The organism is Microbulbifer maximicatervae (SeqCode) (genome assembly GCF_052467385.1).
Genome location: NZ_CP174311.1, coordinates 2694625 through 2712004, shown reverse-complemented (window position 1 = coordinate 2712004; position 17380 = coordinate 2694625). Strand labels below are relative to the sequence as shown.

Here is a 17380-nt window from a genome sequence, read left to right as displayed (position 1 = left end):
GCTGCATGGGCGTAATTCCTATTTAATTAATCAGCTGATTAATTAAGGGTAAATGCCAGTGACTGATAATCCATCCACTCGAGGCCGCGGGCGCCCAAAAGATCCTGAGCGTGAATCCCAGGTGCGTGAGGCACTTATGCACTCAGCCTACTCTCTACTTCGGAATAAGGCCTTCCGTGATATTTCGATTCGGGAGATTGCTCAGGGAGCAGGGGTGAATTCTGCGATGATCAGTTACCACTTTGGCGGTAAGGAGGGGCTAATTATCGAGGTGGTTCGGAGCCAAATCATGCAGTATGGCCCCGCGTTTGTTAGTGCAGGGCTGGATGGAGGGGAGCCCTCTTTAGAGTTGCTGAAAGAAGCAATGAGTCGAATGATACGCCTATACATCAAGGAGCCCTGGATTCCGCGCCTGATTGCTGATGAAGTGGCTTCCAAATCTGGTCGAATGCGCGAACTCTTTGTTGACAGGTTAGCCTCACAACTGGTGCCAAAGCTGCGCGGGTTGCTGGGAATTCTCCAATCCAGCGGCCAGTTGCGAGAGGACCTGGATATTGACCTGATGCCAGTCTCTTTTATCAGTCTGATTGCCTTTCCCTTCATCGCTGGCGACCCCTTGAAGGAGGGGTTTGGCTTTGCTCTGGGGGAGGAAAACCGGGAGAGATGGATTAACCATACCGTTCAACTCTTACTCCGTGGCGTTTCCAATAAATCTGTGACCAAAGGCGAGGAAGTCGGCAATGGAAATTAAGACTCATATGAAAGCACTGATGAATCGCCGGCTGGCATTACCAGCTTTGATAGCGGCGGGGGTGTTTATATCTATGGCATTGGTCGTCACTAAAGGTGAGCCTAAACACGATGCTATTGAGGCTCCTATAACGGTGGTAGACGCAATTAAAGTGCAGGAGTTACCGCTGCGAGCTCAAGCTATTGCATATGGTGAGGTGAAACCCAGTACTTTCCTGGAAGCCAATGCAGAAGTCAGTGGTAGGGTGGTGTATACAGCTCCGGAATTGGAGCGGGGAAATATTATCTCTGCCGGTACACTGGTGTTGAAGATCGATGATACCAGCTACCAGCTTGCCCTGGCGCAGGCTGAAAGTGACTTGGCTGCAAATCGCGCTAACTTGCAAGAGCTGGACGTGGAAGAGGCCAATAGTAAACGCTCTTTGGACATCGCCGAGCGCACCCTCAAATTGGGTGAGAAAGAACTCGCTCGCAAGCAAAAGTTAGTTGCCAAGGGAACCGTCTCCCGCTCGACCGTAGATACTGAAGAGCAAAATATGCTGCGCTTGCGCCAGGAAGTGCAGAACCAGAGCAGCCAGCTCTCCCTTTTCCCGACCCGCCGTAAAGTGATTGAAGCCCAGATAGCTCGCTCAGAAGCTCAGGTACGGGACAGTAAATACAATCTGGAGCGCACCCAGGTGATCCTGCCATTTAATGCTCGTATTGGCGAAGTTCATGTTGAAGAAAACCAATATGTTGCTGGCAATGCCCGTTTATTTGATGCAAGCGGCCTTGCCCAAGTAGAAATTGCAGCAGAGCTTCCTATGGTTCATGTGGCTCCACTTTTGCGCAATTTAAGGCCTGGCATCGATTCCAATCCGACTCCTGATGATCTACCCAAAATGTTGTTAGGGCTGGAAGCTCGGATCACCCTGGTGGGTGGCCCGGGGAATAGTGAGTGGCAGGGGAGGGTAGTGCGCTTGGGTGGAACCCTGGATAGCACCAGTCGAACACTCTCCGTTGTTGTAGCTGTGGATGACCCCTATGGCAAAGCGGTGACCGGTGAAAAACCACCGCTATTTCGCGGTATGTATGCCCGTGTAGAGTTATTGGCTCCCGCCGCACCAGCACTCGCTATACCCCGCCGCGCCCTCCATGAAGGCAAGGTTTATCTGGTACAAAATGGTCAACTAAGAGTGCGCCCTGTACAGATTGACTACCACCAAGGCGACACCACTGTGATCCGCGAGGGATTGAATCCCGGTGAGCAGGTTATTGTGACTGATGTAATTCCTGCGATTAATGGAATGGCAGTTTCCGTCGTCAGTGATGAGCAATCCGTTGCGGCGAGTGCTAGAGGTACCCAGCAGTGATACGTTATTTTGCCGGTCACCCAACGGCGGCCAATTTATTGATGGTTGCGCTGATGCTAAGCGGGCTTTTTGTTCTGCCCAGCATGAAGCGTGAAACGATGCCGGAAATCGATAAGTTTGAGGTTCAGGTTTCGGTACCTTATGCCGGCGCTGCGGCAGCCGAAGTGGAAGATAGTATTTGTCTTCCCTTGGAGGAGGCCACCGATGGAATCAGCTTTATTGATGAGCGATTGTGTGAGGCAAAAGATAATCTGGGCCTGATGACCCTCAAGATGCAAGAAGCGGGTGATATGGACCAGTTTGTTGCTGATGTGGAGTCCGCAGTAGACAGTATCGATTCGCTTCCTGCAGAAAGCGAGCGCCCGGTGATCGAAGAACTGGGCCGCACTCAGGGGGTGGTTAGTATTGCTATCAGTGCTGACCTTCCTTTGCCCCAATTAAACCAGCTGGCGGAGCACTACCGCCGCGAATTACTCCGCGATCCCGCTATTCCTATTGTGCGCATTTCCGGTTTTTCTGACCACCAGCTTCAGATTGAAGTTTCAGATTATAACTTGCGCCAGTACGGACTCAGCGTGATGGACCTGGCTAATATTATTGACCAGCAAGCGATCGACATGCCCGCCGGCAAGGTATCCACGCCGGATCGAGAATACCAGGTGCGTTTTACCGAAGAGCGCCGCACGGTTGCAGAATTGGAAAACCTGGTGGTGATTAAAGGTGGTGATGGAGCGGAAGTTCGACTTGGGGATATTGCAAAAATTTACGATGACTTTGAGCTGGCTGAAGACAAAATTACTTTTGACGGTCATCGTGCAGCGCTTCTCAATGTCGAGAAGAATAGTGTGGATGATAGCTTGCGTGTGCTTGAAGCCGTACGCGACTTTGTCGACCGTGAAAATGAAAATCTGCCTGAGGGTATGAAACTCACTCTAACCCAAGACAGCGCCTCTATCGTTGCGGATCGCTTGCAGATGATTATGGCTAACGCCTGGCAGGGCCTGATTTTGGTAGCGCTGGCTCTCTATCTGTTTTTCAGTGGCCGCTATGTCTTTTGGGTGGTCATGGGCTTGCCGGTTTCATTCCTGGGTTCGTTTGCACTGATCACGGCCATGGGCGTGTCCATTAATATGATCAGTCTGGTAGGACTGCTGATTGCCATTGGTATCCTGATGGATGACGCCATTGTGTTATCGGAGAGTATTGCCAGTGAACACCGTGAGGGAAGGTCGCCGTTGGAAGCGGTTATTAATGGCACCAAGCGAGTGGCTCGTGGAGTACTGTCTTCATTCGCAACTACGGTAATGGTGTTTGGAGGACTGGTCTTTATTAAGGGGGATATGGGGCAGGTCCTCAAGGTGCTCCCCATTGTATTGATTTCTGTATTGCTCATTAGCCTGATCGAAGCTTTCCTGATTTTGCCGGCACACTTGCGGCATGCCCTTGAGCATAAAAGTCGCCCCCCTGCCTGGAAGCAGGCTTTTGCCAAACGTTTTGATGGTTGGCGAGAAAATATGGGGCGCGCAGCAGATTGGGCTGTTAAATATCGCTATGCCTTTGTCGGGGGTGTATTTGGCTTGTTCCTGGTCACTATTAGTTTGATGACATCGGGGATCGTCAAGTTTCAGGGTTTTCCCACCTTGGAGGGCGATTTATTGCAAGCTCGGATCTTAATGCCTCAAGGCACGTCTTTGGTCGATATGGAGAAATTAGTCGATAAGCAGTTGAAGACGTTGGATCAAGTTGCCTCAGAGTTTTCTGAAAATGAAAGAGCACCTTTGGTAAACCATACGAGTGTCACTTTTGGTGTTAACGGAGATGCCTTTGAATCGGGGCCCCATGTGGCCACAATTAATGTCGATCTGCTTGCCGCTGAAGGCCGCAATACCAGCATGGATGAATTGCGCCATGCTTGGCGTGAGGCCGCCGGCGACACACCAGGGGCAATCGCTATTCTTTACAAAGAACCGGCCTTAGGCCCTGCCGGCCGTGCTATCCACTTGCGACTTGCCGGTTTGGAGTTGGATCAGCTAAAGGCAGCGTCCATTCGCTTGCAGAATTGGTTGCGTGGATACGACGGCGTAGTGAATGTGGTGGATGACTTGCGTCCCGGCAAGCCACAACTCACCGTCAAAATGCGTGAAGGCTCCTATGCCTCCGGCCTGGATGCCAGCAATGTCGCCAATCAGTTGCGAGCTGCTTACCAGGGGATGGAGATAGATGAAATTCAATATCGGGGGGAAACCTACGAGATTCAGGTTCGTATGGATGCAAATTCCCGCGGTGCACTGAGCCGTTTCGATGAATTAGTCATTATCCATCCAGCTACCAAGCAACGAGTTCCGCTGATTGCCGTTGCCGATATAGAAATGAATCGGGAGTATGCGCGAATTCAACGTATTGACGGCGAGCGGGTAGTGAGTGTGTTTGCTGATGTCTTCACTGAGAAAGCGAATGCTGGACAGGTACTAGGTGACACCCAGGAGAAGTTCCTGTCTGAGCTTACCCGTGAGTTCCCAGGATTGCGCGTTGATATGCAAGGGGAAATGAAAAATAGTGAGGTTACAGGTAAGTCCATTGGTCGCGCCCTGTTAATAGGTGCCATTGGTATCTACCTTCTCCTATCCATGCAATTCCGCAGCTATGTAGAGCCGTTGATTGTATTGGTGGCTATTCCTTTGGCGCTGATTGGTGTTATCTGGGGGCACCTGATCATGGGGCAGAATATGTCTATGCCAAGCATGATGGGTTTTGTCTCTCTCGCCGGAATTGTGGTCAATGACTCAATATTGTTAGTGGAGTTTGTGAAGCGGCGAGTGCGTGAAGGAATGGATGTGCATAGCGCGGCAAGCCGAGCCAGCCGCGATCGTTTCCGAGCAATCTTCCTTACCTCGCTGACCACAGTTGCAGGCCTGTTGCCACTGTTATTTGAAACCAGTCTGCAGGCACAGGTGTTGGTGCCGCTTGTTACCAGTATTGTATTTGGTATCAGCAGTTCTACTATTCTGATCCTTCTGGTGCTACCGGCGCTCTACGGAATACTGGAGGACTTTGGGTTTACTGAACCTCAAGAAGAGAGTGATGGCGAAGACGTATTAGTACCGGCGCCTATGGCACCTGCGCCGAGTAGTTGATCGTTTTATGCGAAGGGAAGCTGGTTTCCTGGGATATGCCTAGCTTATTACACCTAATAATGGTGCTAATAAGTTGGGCAGTAAGTGTTTTGGGCTAATCAATCCACAGATCTACGATCTATCGTTTTGCCAATACTAGTGTAGAAAAAATAATAACTCATAGCCTCCAAAATAGTTTTGGGGGCATCGTCATTTCGGCTTTGCTTCACTGAACTCTTGTAATCCCGTTTTACCGATTTCTTTAATTTCTCTCTGTGTAGAATCGACAAGCGTATTTCCACCTGGTCCCAAATAATAATGAACTATCTTCTCGACGAGATTGGAAGTGCTAAAAGCCCATACTGCTTCGGTGGGTTCCAATATTTCTCGCTTATGTCTCTTAACCGCTTAATGGACATTAGTACTTTTGAGTGTTAATTGCGCACCTTCATGAATATCTCAGTCCATAGTCACTTACTTTGCCATCTTATGTGTATAAATATACAGTCTTGTATATTAAAATGGAAAACCGATAAGTAGCACTTTAGACTCCCTTAGAGCCTAAGTTGTTGCTGGTAAAGCCAGACACGTACTACTTCAATCTAAATTCGCAAAGGAGCAAATATGAAAATTTCAGGAAAGTTCGAGGTTACTGTAAAGCCGATGGATCCGTATGCGAAAGGCAGTGAAGGAAACAGCTTGGGGCGTATGTCAATTAATAAAGTCTTTTACGGTGATCTTTCAGGAGAAAGTCGAGGAGAAATGTTAAGTGCAATGACTCCCGTAAAAGGATCTGCGGGGTATGTAGCTATAGAGCAAGTTGCCGGTACTTTAGGTGGTAAGCGAGGCACGTTTGTTTTACAGCACTTTGGGACTATGAAGAAAGGAGAGGACTTCCTTATTTTAGAAGTTGTGCCTGATTCTGGCACTGGAGAACTAGTGGGACTCTCTGGGAAAATGTCTATTCAGATGGATGGTGGAGCTCATTACTACGACCTTGAATACCAACTATGATAAATAGTAGTTTACTGCCTGTATAGCGTCATGGGGAGATTGCCCGATCGAAATTTATACGGTCTGTACTCGTCTTGATTGAAGGTGCTACCTCGGATTGAATATTTGCTAATAGAAATTCAATCTGGGGGATCAGTGTCGTTTTCATAATATCTAAGTTTAGAAGAAGGGCTGAATAGGTGTGTAAGTCTGCGGGGATATATTGGTGAGTGTATCGTCAAAGAACTTCCTTCCTGTATAAAACAAGATGATATCGCCAGTGGAAATCCGCTGACGATAAATTACTAGGTTGCTAAAAGTCATAGGAAAGCTGGGCGATCAGCTCTCGTGGTTGGCCGGGAAAATGTCCTTGCCGCTCATTAAAACCGCTCACTGCATACGTTTTATTCAAAAGGTTGTTTACGTTAATACTCAGCTGAATATCATCCCAGCGAGTTGCCCAGCTGGCATCGAGTACAGTGTAGGCCTTTATTTTTTGATCATCGAAGCTTATTTGATCGCTCACATAGTCGGCACCAATGGCAAACGCTGAGTCCCAGATGCTGAGGTCATAGCGGGCCCACAAGCCTGCTTGGTGTTTGGGTGCATTTACGAACTGACCTGAGTCTGACACATTGCGTGAGTCACCCTCAGCGATATACGTATCGTTGTACGCATAATTAGCTGTTATGCTTAGCCTCTCAGTTATGTCACCGACTAAGGTGAACTCGCTTCCACCACTTTGAACCTGCCCGAGGTTGATAATTTCGGCTTCATTCGGGGTCTCATCGGCACTGATATAGGCGGGGTTACTTTGGGCCATATTTGCTTTTTTTATCTGATAGAAGGCTAGAGTGGTCAGGATACGCCCATCCAGCCATTCCTTCTTTACACCAACCTCCACTTGACTGCCAGTACTGGGTTCAAGCTCCTCAGCGCCGCCCTCAAAGTCGTCTGCGCTCACCGGATTAAAGCTCTGGGAGTAATTTGCATAGAGGGATAGTGTATCTACGGGCTTATAAGTGATGCCTGTACGGTAGCTTGCATCATTATCTTTGTAGCTATTGCCGCTTTCTTTTTCAGTTTCATCGAACTGATCAAGGCGCGCACCTAGCATCCAGAACCACTGATTGGTCAATTCCACAGTATCCTGGATATAAATGCTGGTACGGATGCTGGCCGTACCATCCTTATTCATATTGATAAGGTTGTAAGTTGACGGGTCAGTTATGCCGTAGTTGAGTTCGTAGATGTTGAGGTTTGTAACACCGTCTGCTCCAGGGCGCGCTCGCCAATAGTCATATTTTGTATCAACATCATGATAGTCACCACCAAGCAAAATCTGATGATTCATACCTGAAATGTCTGTGTCATACACAAAGTCCAAAGTAAGGCTCAGCTCTTCATTTGCCCGGTACTGATCGCGGTACTCACGGCGGATGGTTCCATCTTCAGCATTGGCCATTCCATCACCATTGATGTCTACCCAACCGCGTGATTCGTGATAAGCCTGCTCCCTTTCATTTTCCATGTAACGCAATGTTGCGTTAAAGTTCAGGCTATCTGTCACCTTATGCTTGACTTTAGTTCGAAGAACCAAGGCTTTTAGGTTTTGATAATCAGATTTTTCGTTGGTGTTGTAGGAGGGATCTACCAGGAATTTGCCGTCATCATTAACGGGTACGCCGCGCAAGCGGTTACCGCCTAGGTTTTGTTCTATGTGCTCGAAGGTGGTCGTCAGGTGAGTGTCTGCTGAGAGGTCAAATAGTAGTCCCCCGGCAAGTTCAATGTTCTCGCTGTTCGCATTATTGCGAAAGCTATCTTGAGATTCATAGAAGCCTCCTAAACGATAGGCGATATTTCCAATTACACCGCCTGTTAGCTCGACAGAAGCTCCTTTTAGCGATTCGCTTCCGGAGGTGACTGTTAATTCACGGCGCTCATCGAAGGTTGGCCTCTTGGAGGTGTAGTTAATCATCCCTCCGGGCTCACCGCCGCCATAGAGGGCGGAGGATGGCCCTTTTAGTACCTCGATGCGCGCTACATTTGATACTTGAGGAACACTAAACCCCGAATAGGGATCGCCGCGGACTCCATCGTAAAATATATTTTTATTGTCTCGAAATCCCCGAAATGTGACTCCGGAATAGCTGAATTCACTAACTCCTGCGATGGAACGGTACAAGTCAGTGATATCCCGGGCAGCCTGGTCTTCAATAAGCTGTTCACTTAGTACTTGAGCAGACATTGCAATATTCAATAAGTCTGCGTCAGTTTTAGTTCCAACTTGTGTATGAGAGTCCAGATAAAATTGTTGGGCTCTACCAATAACTTCAACTTCTTCTACCGTTTGAGTTACTTCCTGGGCAGACACCAACGCAGCAGGGGCTAGTGAGGCCCATACTGCCAAGTTGAGTTGTTGAGGGTACATATTGATAGCATTCCGTACAAATAGGGTCGATTATAATTGATAATGGCTGAAATTTTTGAGATGTAGTAATAATTGTGAGGCAGTCGCAGGAAGATAAAAAGCTATTGTGCTGATTGGAGAGTAGGTAGGAAGAGTTGATAGCTGAGAACCCTAGCTTTCAAAAGCATTGATTTTCATTGAAAGGGTGTCAGTAATAGGTTAGGGAATTGATGGTTTGTTCGAATGATTGAATTAAGAAACATTGAAAAGAATGATGAAGCACTACTGGTTGAGTACTTAAATGATGAGTCTGTGCTTAAGTATTTGTCATCGAGAATTCCTCACCCTTATACATTGGAAGATGCTGCTTGGTGGGTTGATAAAGGTTGTAAGAAGGAAGGGGTTGTAAAGGCAATAGAGTACAGAGGGGCCTTTTGCGGGATTATAAGTATGCGCGAGCAGCTGTTAGAGTATTCTCACTCCGGTGAGGTTGGATATTGGGTTGCGCGAGAATTTTGGGGGAGAGGAATTGCTACTATTGCTTTGACTCAGTTTACTCGTGAGATTTTTTCTTCACAAAATATTGTCAGGCTTTATGCCTCTGTCTTTTCTGGAAATGTCGGATCAATGAAGGTTTTACAGAAGGCGGGGTATAAGTATGAAGGGACTTTAAGGTGCTCAGTAAAAAAAGGGGGTATTTATTTTGATGAGTACATTTTCGCCAAGGTGAATGCCCCATCATAAAATTTCGAGTTATATTCTTAGTTGTGGAATATTAGAATTGAATAGAGATACTGAATTCAGTAGAGAGCTGAGCAGGATATCAAAATACTTCAGCTACCTGCTCAGGCATAAGCCTGAAGCCATCGGCTTGTTTATGGATGAGAATGGATGGGTGGCAGTTGATGAGTTGATTCAGAAAACTGTAGACTTTGAGCTAAACAGGGATTTGGTTTCTGTCGTTGTGGAAACCAATGATAAGCAGCGGTTTTCTATAAGTGATGATGGTCTTTCTATCAGAGCCAATCAGGGACATTCTGTAGATATTAATTTACATTTAAGCCCCCTTGAGCCACCAGGTGCGCTTCTCCATGGCACTGCAGAGCGTTTTGTTGAAGATATCCTCGCGCAAGGACTGAAGAAAATGCAAAGGCATCATGTTCACCTGTCAGAATCCGAGGCAGTTGCTCGATCTGTTGGGGCCAGGTATGGCAAGCCCGTACTGTTAAGGGTGGAGGCTAAATCCATGCATCGAGATGGTTTTGATTTTTATCGCTCTGCTAATAATGTGTGGCTGGTTGATCATGTGCCAGTCAAGTATATGAAGTTACTTTAAAGGTAGGGATTATCAGTATTGTTATATGGGTACTGTTAGTGGAGGGATACTCTAGAGTCAGCTTATTTATAAAGGAAGAGCCATTGATCAAGATACACCCATTGAATGGATAGGCCTATTGGGGGTGAAGATCGCTTTATAAATTTTTATGCCATAATAAGGAATAATTATAATTTTTCTGTATACCAAATTTTTGGAGTTACAAGCACGCCAGCCTTTTTTCTAGATTCTTCAAGCTCACTACTATTGACAAACTTGATAGCATGCTCCTTCGAAGGAAACTCATGGATCACTGTTACATTGTGATGGTTGTCAATTTCTCGGTATACAGATGTAGCTGTAGCGCCCATTTGCTTCACTATAGGCATAAACTCTTCTAGCACTCTGTGCCATTCGTTGAAGTCCTTAACATTCGCGTGCATAAATAGATGTATCATATGGATACCAGTTGGTCAGTAGATGCTGCGTGTTATACAACCTTGTGAATAGTTATAGTAGTTAGCTATTCAGGGTCAAGTTTTAAAAAGGTTCCCAATAGTAGCCTTTGGGTCGCAAAGGAGATGTTTGGCGGGTAGTTGGGGGTCGGTTGTTATAATAGGCCTTTAAATTTATTAATTGTATGGAGTCAGGGGATTTGACTTAAATAGTATAGTTAGTAAAGCGCTATCTTGTGAGTCAACCTTAGCCCCTTATTGCGCTGCCTACTTTCTAATTAAATCCACAGGAAAAGTACAAGCTCCGTATATTGCTATTTAATTCTGTGCGATGAGGTGAATTCAAATGGGTACGATTGTTTTGTTTTGGGTTTCTTATAAGGCTCCAGTCTAAAAATAGTAATTTTAACTTATTGATTAGCTTTTCTGAGTAAGTGTATCTTTCTATTTGTTCCTGCCCATTAATGAAAATAGATAGTTTGGCGGTGATTTTCGCAATGTGGCGTGTATCTACTGTGTTGAAATTTTCTGGTATCGGTAGATAGTGATACCAAGATTTGATTTTTAGTGCATATTGAAATTTGAGCTTTTTCTGGGAGAGCTTATGGATCTGACTATTTCTATTTTAGGGCATGCACTTACAGCTATCGCGGCTCTTTTGGCAATTCATGGGAAGACATGGGATGAAACCCAAATTGGCCTGAAAAGGGTAACCAGGATAGGCGGTGTTGCAGCCGGGGTGGCAGTTGTTGGTCTGGCGCTTTCAATCTTTCAGACTATCGATAAGTATCAGGAAAAAGCTGCTTATAAGGAATATGCAATTTCAAAAATTGAAAAGGGGTGGAGCAATCTTTTTGTTCCCTTTGAGGCGCTCCACTACCAGGTGACAGGCTTGAAACCCAAAAAGGGGGAGCACCTGGAGTTTGCCGAGTTGGTATTGAAGGAAAATCTATTGGCCAGCTTTGATAAGGTGGACTTTAAAGAAGTTCATCGATTCCCCAAGTTTGGGACAGTTGGGAATATGGTTTGTGCACAAACACTTTCAGGTATGGGGACGGTTTCCAGATATATTGAAGAGTACTCAGATCATTTGGATTTAGAAATCAAGGCTTCGGTAGAGGAGTTGCAGTTAATGCCTGCTTTTTCCACACTAATACGATTTGGTGGCTGTCCCGGTATTAAGGGGCGCTCAGTCAACGATCCTGATCGTTATCAGGGGAAATTTGATACTCCGGAAATGCGAGCTTACATCAGGAAGTTAATCGCATTTCAGAAATTAATAGGCTAGGGGGTAAGTACTTAGTGGAGAGATAGCAAAACGGCAGCTCAATAGCATACCGTTTTGCAGTCGGCTGTGATCATGGTCATATATCAGACGGCTCGACCTTGCTTCTTGAATATTGTGATGGCGCTGATAGTGAGTTCCTTGACTAAAGCCTCAAATTTTTGCAACGGCATATTTCTAGCCGGAGCAATATTCAATAGGTGCTCGCTGACTTGAACGAGTTTCAACCCTTTGGGGGGGTGAATGTGGGCGGGAAATCTACAAACCCATCCTGTTAGTGGTAGTTTGTTGATAGCTTCTCTATCGAGAGCTTGAATTCCTTTGCCGTTAGCAATGATTACTTCGATATCATCAAGGTGGGTGGTATCAATGTTTTGGGGTTTTCTTGGTGTTGAGTTAGGTTTTCTAAAACTCTCGAGTTTTAAAAGTTCTTCGTAGGTGATATAGAGCTCTTTTCCAGACATTCTGATCTCCTTCTCACGGTCATCAACTAAAACTTGTGTCCGATGCTCCTGAGGATTTTGGGTTGAATCGGATCGCTTTTATTTTTTAGTGTTTATTAATCTAGTTGTTATTCCAAGAATCGCAATCAAATTCGATGATTGCATCATATAGACAGATTGATACTTTGGGCAATGTTTTAAGCTCTCAATAGGGGGGCTAAGAATATTCCAGCGACTGATTGTGTAGAAAATTCACGAAAACCTCCGTTGAGATCTGAGTTTGTTACTTGCCGGACTGGGGGATTTATTATTTTAAGCGTTGGCGTAATGCTTAAAATAATAAACTGCCTTGCAGTTATTCAAATTTATTTATGTTTCCTTTTTGAGGTGGTGTTTGAAGGTTTATCTGGCTGATTGAATTTTGAAGCGTGACCTTTGATTTTGGCTAGCTTAAAAACTCGTTTTCCTTTTATTTGATGCCTCACAGGTGCTTCTCTTCTGGGGTCTCCAGGTGGAATGGGAGAGGTTTATTTAATTTCATTTAAGAAGTCTTGCGTCGATATATCTTTTAGGCATGTGATACATCCTCGCGCTGGTAAGTAGGTCGAGTTTTAGATTAAAGCAATCCCTGTAAGACAGAATTGCAAAAGCTGGCGTGCATAATGCTTATCTCGGATACAACGTATAAAAATGGATAAGCACTATGGAAGAGAAGGATTCGATTGACAAGAAAGTGTCGAGCAAAAAAATTAGCCGTAGAAATTTTACTAAAGGAGCGGTGCAACTGGGTATTGCTGCCAGCGCGGCTTCGACAGGATTGGTTTCCGCTCTCTCAATGTTGGATCGGAATTTCTATGATCAATATGACTACGTGATTGTTGGGTCGGGTGCGGGTGGGGGGCCATTAGCGGTAAATTTAGCAAAGGCGGGATTTTCTGTTTTGGTGTTGGAAGCTGGTGCTGACGATCCCAGTGATGACACCCATAATATTCCAGCATGGCACCCCTTCGCGTCTGAAGACCCCAAATTGAGCTGGGACTTTTTTGTTAAGCATTATGCAGATATCAATCAGCAGAAACTGGACGAAAAATACGTTTCCGGGAAGGGAATCCTCTACCCACGGGCGAGTACTATCGGTGGTTGTACCACGCACCACGCATTGATTACGGTCTATCCACATAACAATGATTTTGACCGCATAGCACGGGATACAGGGGATATTTCCTGGGATAGCGCAAATATGCGGCGATATTTTGAGCGTTTAGAGCGTTGTGAATATGTGCCCCGCCCAATTTTCTCCAATCCATCTCGCCACGGTTTTGATGGTTGGCTGCCTACGAATCGCGGCAACCCCGCGTTATTGCTGGAAGACCCGGCGATCTTAAAAGTTGCCCAGGCTGCGCTGGCCAAATATGGGCTCGAAGGGGCCCTGGAAAAAATTATCAGCGGCAATCTTCGCCTGGATATCAATCATTGGGACGTGGCCAGTGGCCAGGAAGGGCCTTTTATCGCCCCTATGGCAGCAGATAGTCGAAACCGCCGTACCAGTGTGCGCGAATACCTCTTAGATACCCAGTCAGTTTACCCAAACTTGCTTCATATTCGTACAAATTCACTGGCAACTCGTGTGTTGTTTGAGGGGAATACTGCTGTTGGAGTGGAGTTTTTAGAAGGGGCGAGCCTGTATAAGGCAGATCCTTACCATGACGAAAGCGGTACTGCCGGAGTCTTGAGGCAAGTGCGGGCAAATCGCGAGGTTATCTTGTCTGGAGGGGCCTTCAATAGCCCGCAACTTCTCAAGTTGTCGGGAATTGGTCCCGCCCATGAGCTCCGAGATCACGGCATAGAGCCCTTGCTAGATCTGCCTGGGGTAGGAGAGAATCTCCAGGATCGCTATGAGGTCGGAATCGTTAGTGAGATGAGTGAGGATCTTGCCCTTCTTAAAGATTGCACTTGGGGGGAGGGGAATGATCCCTGCTTAAATCGCTATCGCTATGGCTGGTTCAATCAGGGGCCCTACAGTGGAAATGGTCCGGTATTGTCTCTGGTCAAACGTTCCAAACCGGAGCTGGAAGATCCCGACTTGTTTATTTTCGGAGTGCCCTCCGATTTCCACGGATACTTTCCCGGGTACTCCCAGGCGTTGCGGGACTACAAAGACCGCTTCTCCTGGATTGTACTGAAAGGCCATACGAACAATACCGCCGGGCGTGTGACCCTGCAATCTGCTGATCCCAGGGATACGCCGGAAATCAACTTCCACTATTTTGGTGAGGGTAATGATGCTCTGGGAGAAGACCTTCAGGCAGTTGTTGAGGGAGTAAAAATTTCCAGGGATATTATGTCGGGCCCTATTGTGAGCAAGCAGGTCTCCAGGGAATTATTGCCCGGTAATGAGGTTCAATCAGATCAGCAAATTGGCGATTTTGTTAAGAACCAAGCTTGGGGGCATCACGCTTCCTGTTCCAATAAAATGGGGCCTGCCAGTGATCCTATGGCAGTTGTCGACAGTAAATTCCGGGTTCACGGCACCAATAATTTAAGGGTGGTGGATGCTTCGGTGTTCCCCCGAATCCCCGGTTTTTTCATTGTGGTGCCGGTCTATATGATCAGTGAAAAGGCGAGCGATGACATCATTGCTGCAGCAACTGGGCTGAGAGCTTGAAGGTTTGTATGTGAAATAAAAAGCCCCGCGTTGCGGGGCTTTTTATTTAGAACGAGATGTTCTTCGGTGTGCGCGGGAAGGGGATTACATCGCGGATGTTGCCCATGCCGGTCACGTAGGACACGATACGATCAAAGCCCAGGCCAAAGCCCGCATGAGGCACGGTGCCGTAGCGGCGGAGGTCGCGGTACCAGTCCAGGTGTTCCTTGGGTACATTCATTTCATCCATACGCTCATCGAGCTTCTCCAAACGCTCTTCACGTTGGGCGCCGCCGATAATTTCACCGATTCCCGGTGCCAGAACGTCCATTGCGGCAACAGTTTTACCATCGTCGTTCATGCGCATGTAGAAGGCTTTAATATCCTTCGGATAGTTCATCACGATAACTGGCTTTTTGAAGTGCTTCTCTGCCAGGTAACGCTCATGCTCAGAGGCCAGATCAATACCCCAGGATACGGGGAACTCGAACTTCTCTTTGCAGCTTTCCAGGATTTCAATCGCTTCGGAGTAGTTGATGCGGGCGAAATCGTTGTCGACGATATTCTCCAGGCGGCTGATAGCCTCCTTGTCGATGCGCTGGGCAAAAAAGGCCATATCATCGGCGCGCTCTTCCAGTACCGCCTTGGATACATACTTCAGCATTTGCTCGGAGAGATCGGCTACATCTGCCAGGTCTGCAAAGGCAACTTCCGGCTCAACCATCCAGAACTCTGCCAGGTGGCGCGTGGTATTGGAGTTTTCTGCACGGAAGGTGGGGCCGAAGGTGTACACCTTGGACATGGCCAGGCAGTAGCTCTCAACATTCAGCTGGCCGGATACAGTGAGGAAGCTCTCTTCGCCGAAGAAGTCCTTGCTGTAGTCCACCGCACCTTTATCTGTGCGCGGCAAGTTCTCCATATCCAGGGTGCTAACCCGGAACATCTCCCCGGCACCTTCACAGTCAGAAGCGGTGAGAATTGGGGTGTGCACGTAGAGGAAGCCGTTCTCGTGATAAAAACGGTGGATCGCTTGTGCGATACAGTTACGTACGCGGGCCACGGCACCACTGACATTGGTGCGCGGGCGCAGGTGAGCGTGTTCGCGCAAGTGCTCCATAGTGTGGCGCTTGGGGGACATGGGATAGGTATCCGGGTCTTCCACCCAGCCGACAACCTGGACTTCGGTGGCGAGCAGTTCGATAGACTGACCCTTGCCTTCGGATGGTTTGATGGTACCGAGGATATCTACCGCGCAGCCGGTAGTCAGGCGCTGCACTTCTGACTGGTAATTGTGCAGGTGATTCTCAGCAACCACCTGGATCGGATCAAAGCAGCTGCCGTCGTGTACGGCCAGGAAAGAGAGGCCGGCTTTGGAGTCGCGGCGGGTTCTGATCCAGCCTTGAACGCGGACTTCTTCGCCCTCGCGACCGCTGGATTTCAATAGGCTATCTACGGATTCGACTTTTACTGTCATTTTCTATCGGTTTCTCATTAGTCCGGAAGGTGGTGTTCTGTCAGCTTGCCTAAAAGTTGACCACCCCACCAAGGTGAAGTTACGGCGGGCATATTGACTGGTTGTAGAGGGGAAATCCAGTCCCTTGGCTATCGGGCAGCTCTTCAAAATCTCCCTAAGGACTTTGAAGAGCTGTTATGGCCTCTATATTGGTGATGTCTCACCAGCGGATTGCAATGGGGGTGCCGATTTTTACGAGAGCCATAAACTCATCCATCTCGTCATTGGTAAGGGCAATGCAACCATCAGTCCAGTTAAAACGTTGGGTGATTGGAGCGAGCCAGCCGAGTCGATTGCGCTGGCCATGGACCATAATGAAGCCACCTGGCGAGACTCCTCGAGCCTCAGCTTGAGCGCGGTCTTCGGCATTGGGATAGGAAATATGCATTGCCCGATAATAAGAGGAGTCTTCTTTTTTGTAGTCCAGCGTGTAGTGTCCCTCGGGGGTTTTTTCATCGCCTTCCTGCTGCTTGTGTCCTTGGGGTTGCCCGCCGAAGGCTACATGGTAGCTCTTTTTAACCTTGTCGCCATCGAGCAAGAGCATTTTGTTTTCGGACTTAATCACTTCCACCAGGGTGACTTCAGCCTGGGCAATAGTGGTTAATGTAAAAAGCAGAATGGCGATATAGCGCACGGCTTGTAACTCCAGTTGGAGGTGGTTGATTCAGGTTGCTGTGATCTTAAATTTCCGAATCAGCAAAAGGGCGGGGCTGAATTATCTTGCAGCTGCAGCTAGAGTGGGGTGCTTCACTTTGGGTGAGGCAGGCAGCTTCAGTTGAGCGCCTGCCAGGATGTGCTAGATCAGCCGCTGGGTTTTTTCACTGTGTGTAGGACGGTGTCCTGTTCAAAGAAAACGTAGAACTCGCCGTATTCCCAGCGCGTGATAGCGGGTTCGCCAATTGGCCCCTCAATACCAAGGGGTTCTCCCAGGCGTGAGGTCACATCATGTTTTTTAAGCCCACGGACTTCTTCAATGGTGAGCTCCCCACCCTGGGTGCCTACGGGTACTTCAATGGTTGTCGCCTGGGCGCCAAAAGTAAGAAGTAGTGCCATTGAGCCAGCGAGACAATTCAATCCGCTGCAGAGTCTGCTGAACATTTTTTGTTC

The 17380-nt window shown here is 47.5% G+C and carries 14 protein-coding genes; 8 read left to right on the top strand and 6 right to left on the bottom strand.

The window, feature by feature from the left end:
* Positions 1 to 58: 58 nt before the first annotated feature.
* From ACJJIR_RS11360 to ACJJIR_RS11345, 4 genes are all read left to right on the top strand, one after another.
* Positions 59 to 751, top strand: a complete 693-nt coding sequence (locus ACJJIR_RS11360; RefSeq protein ID WP_444905407.1) for a TetR/AcrR family transcriptional regulator — start codon at positions 59 to 61, stop codon at positions 749 to 751.
* Positions 741 to 2102 (top strand): efflux RND transporter periplasmic adaptor subunit, encoded by a 1362-nt coding sequence (locus tag ACJJIR_RS11355; protein WP_444905406.1) that lies wholly within the window; start codon positions 741 to 743, stop codon positions 2100 to 2102. Before ACJJIR_RS11360 ends, ACJJIR_RS11355 begins: the two co-directional genes overlap by 11 nt.
* Positions 2099 to 5236 carry an efflux RND transporter permease subunit gene (locus ACJJIR_RS11350; protein ID WP_444905405.1) on the top strand — a complete coding sequence of 1046 codons (3138 nt, stop codon included), beginning with the start codon at positions 2099 to 2101 and terminating at the stop codon, positions 5234 to 5236. The genes ACJJIR_RS11355 and ACJJIR_RS11350 overlap by 4 nt, the downstream gene beginning before the upstream one ends.
* A 603-nt stretch (positions 5237 to 5839) precedes the next feature.
* Positions 5840 to 6229: a DUF3224 domain-containing protein gene (locus tag ACJJIR_RS11345; RefSeq protein ID WP_444905404.1), complete on the top strand. Its 390-nt coding sequence runs from the start codon at positions 5840 to 5842 to the stop codon at positions 6227 to 6229.
* Positions 6230 to 6521: 292 nt separating this feature from the next.
* Here the strand turns inward: ACJJIR_RS11345 and ACJJIR_RS11340 are convergent, their stop codons facing one another.
* Complete coding sequence (locus ACJJIR_RS11340; RefSeq protein ID WP_444905403.1) at positions 6522 to 8639, bottom strand: TonB-dependent siderophore receptor; 2118 nt, start codon at positions 8637 to 8639, stop codon at positions 6522 to 6524.
* A 222-nt stretch (positions 8640 to 8861) separates the two neighbouring features.
* Between ACJJIR_RS11340 and ACJJIR_RS11335 the strand changes: the two genes are divergently transcribed.
* The gene (locus ACJJIR_RS11335) at positions 8862 to 9362 is read left to right on the top strand and encodes a GNAT family N-acetyltransferase (protein ID WP_444905402.1); all 501 of its coding nucleotides are present in this window, start codon (positions 8862 to 8864) and stop codon (positions 9360 to 9362) included.
* Between the two features lie 37 nt (positions 9363 to 9399).
* Positions 9400 to 9954, top strand: a complete 555-nt coding sequence (locus ACJJIR_RS11330) for an RNA 2'-phosphotransferase (RefSeq protein WP_444905401.1) — start codon at positions 9400 to 9402, stop codon at positions 9952 to 9954.
* Between the two features lie 167 nt (positions 9955 to 10121).
* Here ACJJIR_RS11330 and ACJJIR_RS11325 read toward each other — a convergent pair whose 3' ends face one another.
* The gene (locus tag ACJJIR_RS11325) at positions 10122 to 10322 is read right to left on the bottom strand and encodes a DUF1330 domain-containing protein (protein WP_444905400.1); all 201 of its coding nucleotides are present in this window, start codon (positions 10320 to 10322) and stop codon (positions 10122 to 10124) included.
* Positions 10323 to 10962: 640 nt separating this feature from the next.
* Between ACJJIR_RS11325 and ACJJIR_RS11320 the strand changes: the two genes are divergently transcribed.
* The gene (locus ACJJIR_RS11320; RefSeq protein ID WP_444905399.1) at positions 10963 to 11676 is read left to right on the top strand and encodes a hypothetical protein; all 714 of its coding nucleotides are present in this window, start codon (positions 10963 to 10965) and stop codon (positions 11674 to 11676) included.
* A gap of 83 nt (positions 11677 to 11759) precedes the next feature.
* Here ACJJIR_RS11320 and ACJJIR_RS11315 read toward each other — a convergent pair whose 3' ends face one another.
* Positions 11760 to 12137, bottom strand: a complete 378-nt coding sequence (locus tag ACJJIR_RS11315) for a hypothetical protein (RefSeq protein ID WP_413665631.1) — start codon at positions 12135 to 12137, stop codon at positions 11760 to 11762.
* Between the two features lie 682 nt (positions 12138 to 12819).
* Between ACJJIR_RS11315 and ACJJIR_RS11310 the strand changes: the two genes are divergently transcribed.
* Positions 12820 to 14781, top strand: coding sequence for a GMC family oxidoreductase (locus ACJJIR_RS11310; protein ID WP_444905398.1), 1962 nt, complete (start codon positions 12820 to 12822; stop codon positions 14779 to 14781).
* A gap of 46 nt (positions 14782 to 14827) precedes the next feature.
* On the opposite strand, the gene asnS is transcribed toward ACJJIR_RS11310, so the two are convergent.
* From asnS to ACJJIR_RS11295, 3 genes are all read right to left on the bottom strand, one after another.
* A complete protein-coding gene (gene asnS / locus ACJJIR_RS11305) occupies positions 14828 to 16234 on the bottom strand; it encodes an asparagine--tRNA ligase (protein WP_282932626.1) in 1407 nt (468 codons plus the stop codon).
* A 199-nt stretch (positions 16235 to 16433) separates the two neighbouring features.
* On the bottom strand, positions 16434 to 16907 hold the full coding sequence (locus ACJJIR_RS11300; protein WP_444905397.1) for a L,D-transpeptidase family protein: 474 nt from the start codon (positions 16905 to 16907) through the stop codon (positions 16434 to 16436).
* 167 nt (positions 16908 to 17074) lie between these two features.
* Entirely contained in the window at positions 17075 to 17371 is a 297-nt protein-coding gene (locus ACJJIR_RS11295; protein WP_444905396.1) for a hypothetical protein, read from the bottom strand.
* Positions 17372 to 17380: the final 9 nt, after the last annotated feature.

Bases quoted from the DNA above. Each gene is read 5' to 3' on its own strand.
- ACJJIR_RS11345 (WP_444905404.1), top strand. From the start codon at position 5,840: ATGAAAATTTCAGGAAAGTTCGAGGTTACTGTAAAGCCGATGGATCCG.
- asnS (WP_282932626.1), bottom strand. From the start codon at position 16,234: ATGACAGTAAAAGTCGAATCCGTAGATAGCCTATTGAAATCCAGCGGT.
- ACJJIR_RS11355 (WP_444905406.1), top strand. From the start codon at position 741: ATGGAAATTAAGACTCATATGAAAGCACTGATGAATCGCCGGCTGGCA.
- ACJJIR_RS11325 (WP_444905400.1), bottom strand. From the start codon at position 10,322: ATGCCTATAGTGAAGCAAATGGGCGCTACAGCTACATCTGTATACCGA.
- ACJJIR_RS11335 (WP_444905402.1), top strand. From the start codon at position 8,862: ATGATTGAATTAAGAAACATTGAAAAGAATGATGAAGCACTACTGGTT.
- ACJJIR_RS11315 (WP_413665631.1), bottom strand. From the start codon at position 12,137: ATGTCTGGAAAAGAGCTCTATATCACCTACGAAGAACTTTTAAAACTC.
- ACJJIR_RS11295 (WP_444905396.1), bottom strand. From the start codon at position 17,371: ATGTTCAGCAGACTCTGCAGCGGATTGAATTGTCTCGCTGGCTCAATG.
- ACJJIR_RS11310 (WP_444905398.1), top strand. From the start codon at position 12,820: ATGGAAGAGAAGGATTCGATTGACAAGAAAGTGTCGAGCAAAAAAATT.
- ACJJIR_RS11340 (WP_444905403.1), bottom strand. From the start codon at position 8,639: ATGTACCCTCAACAACTCAACTTGGCAGTATGGGCCTCACTAGCCCCT.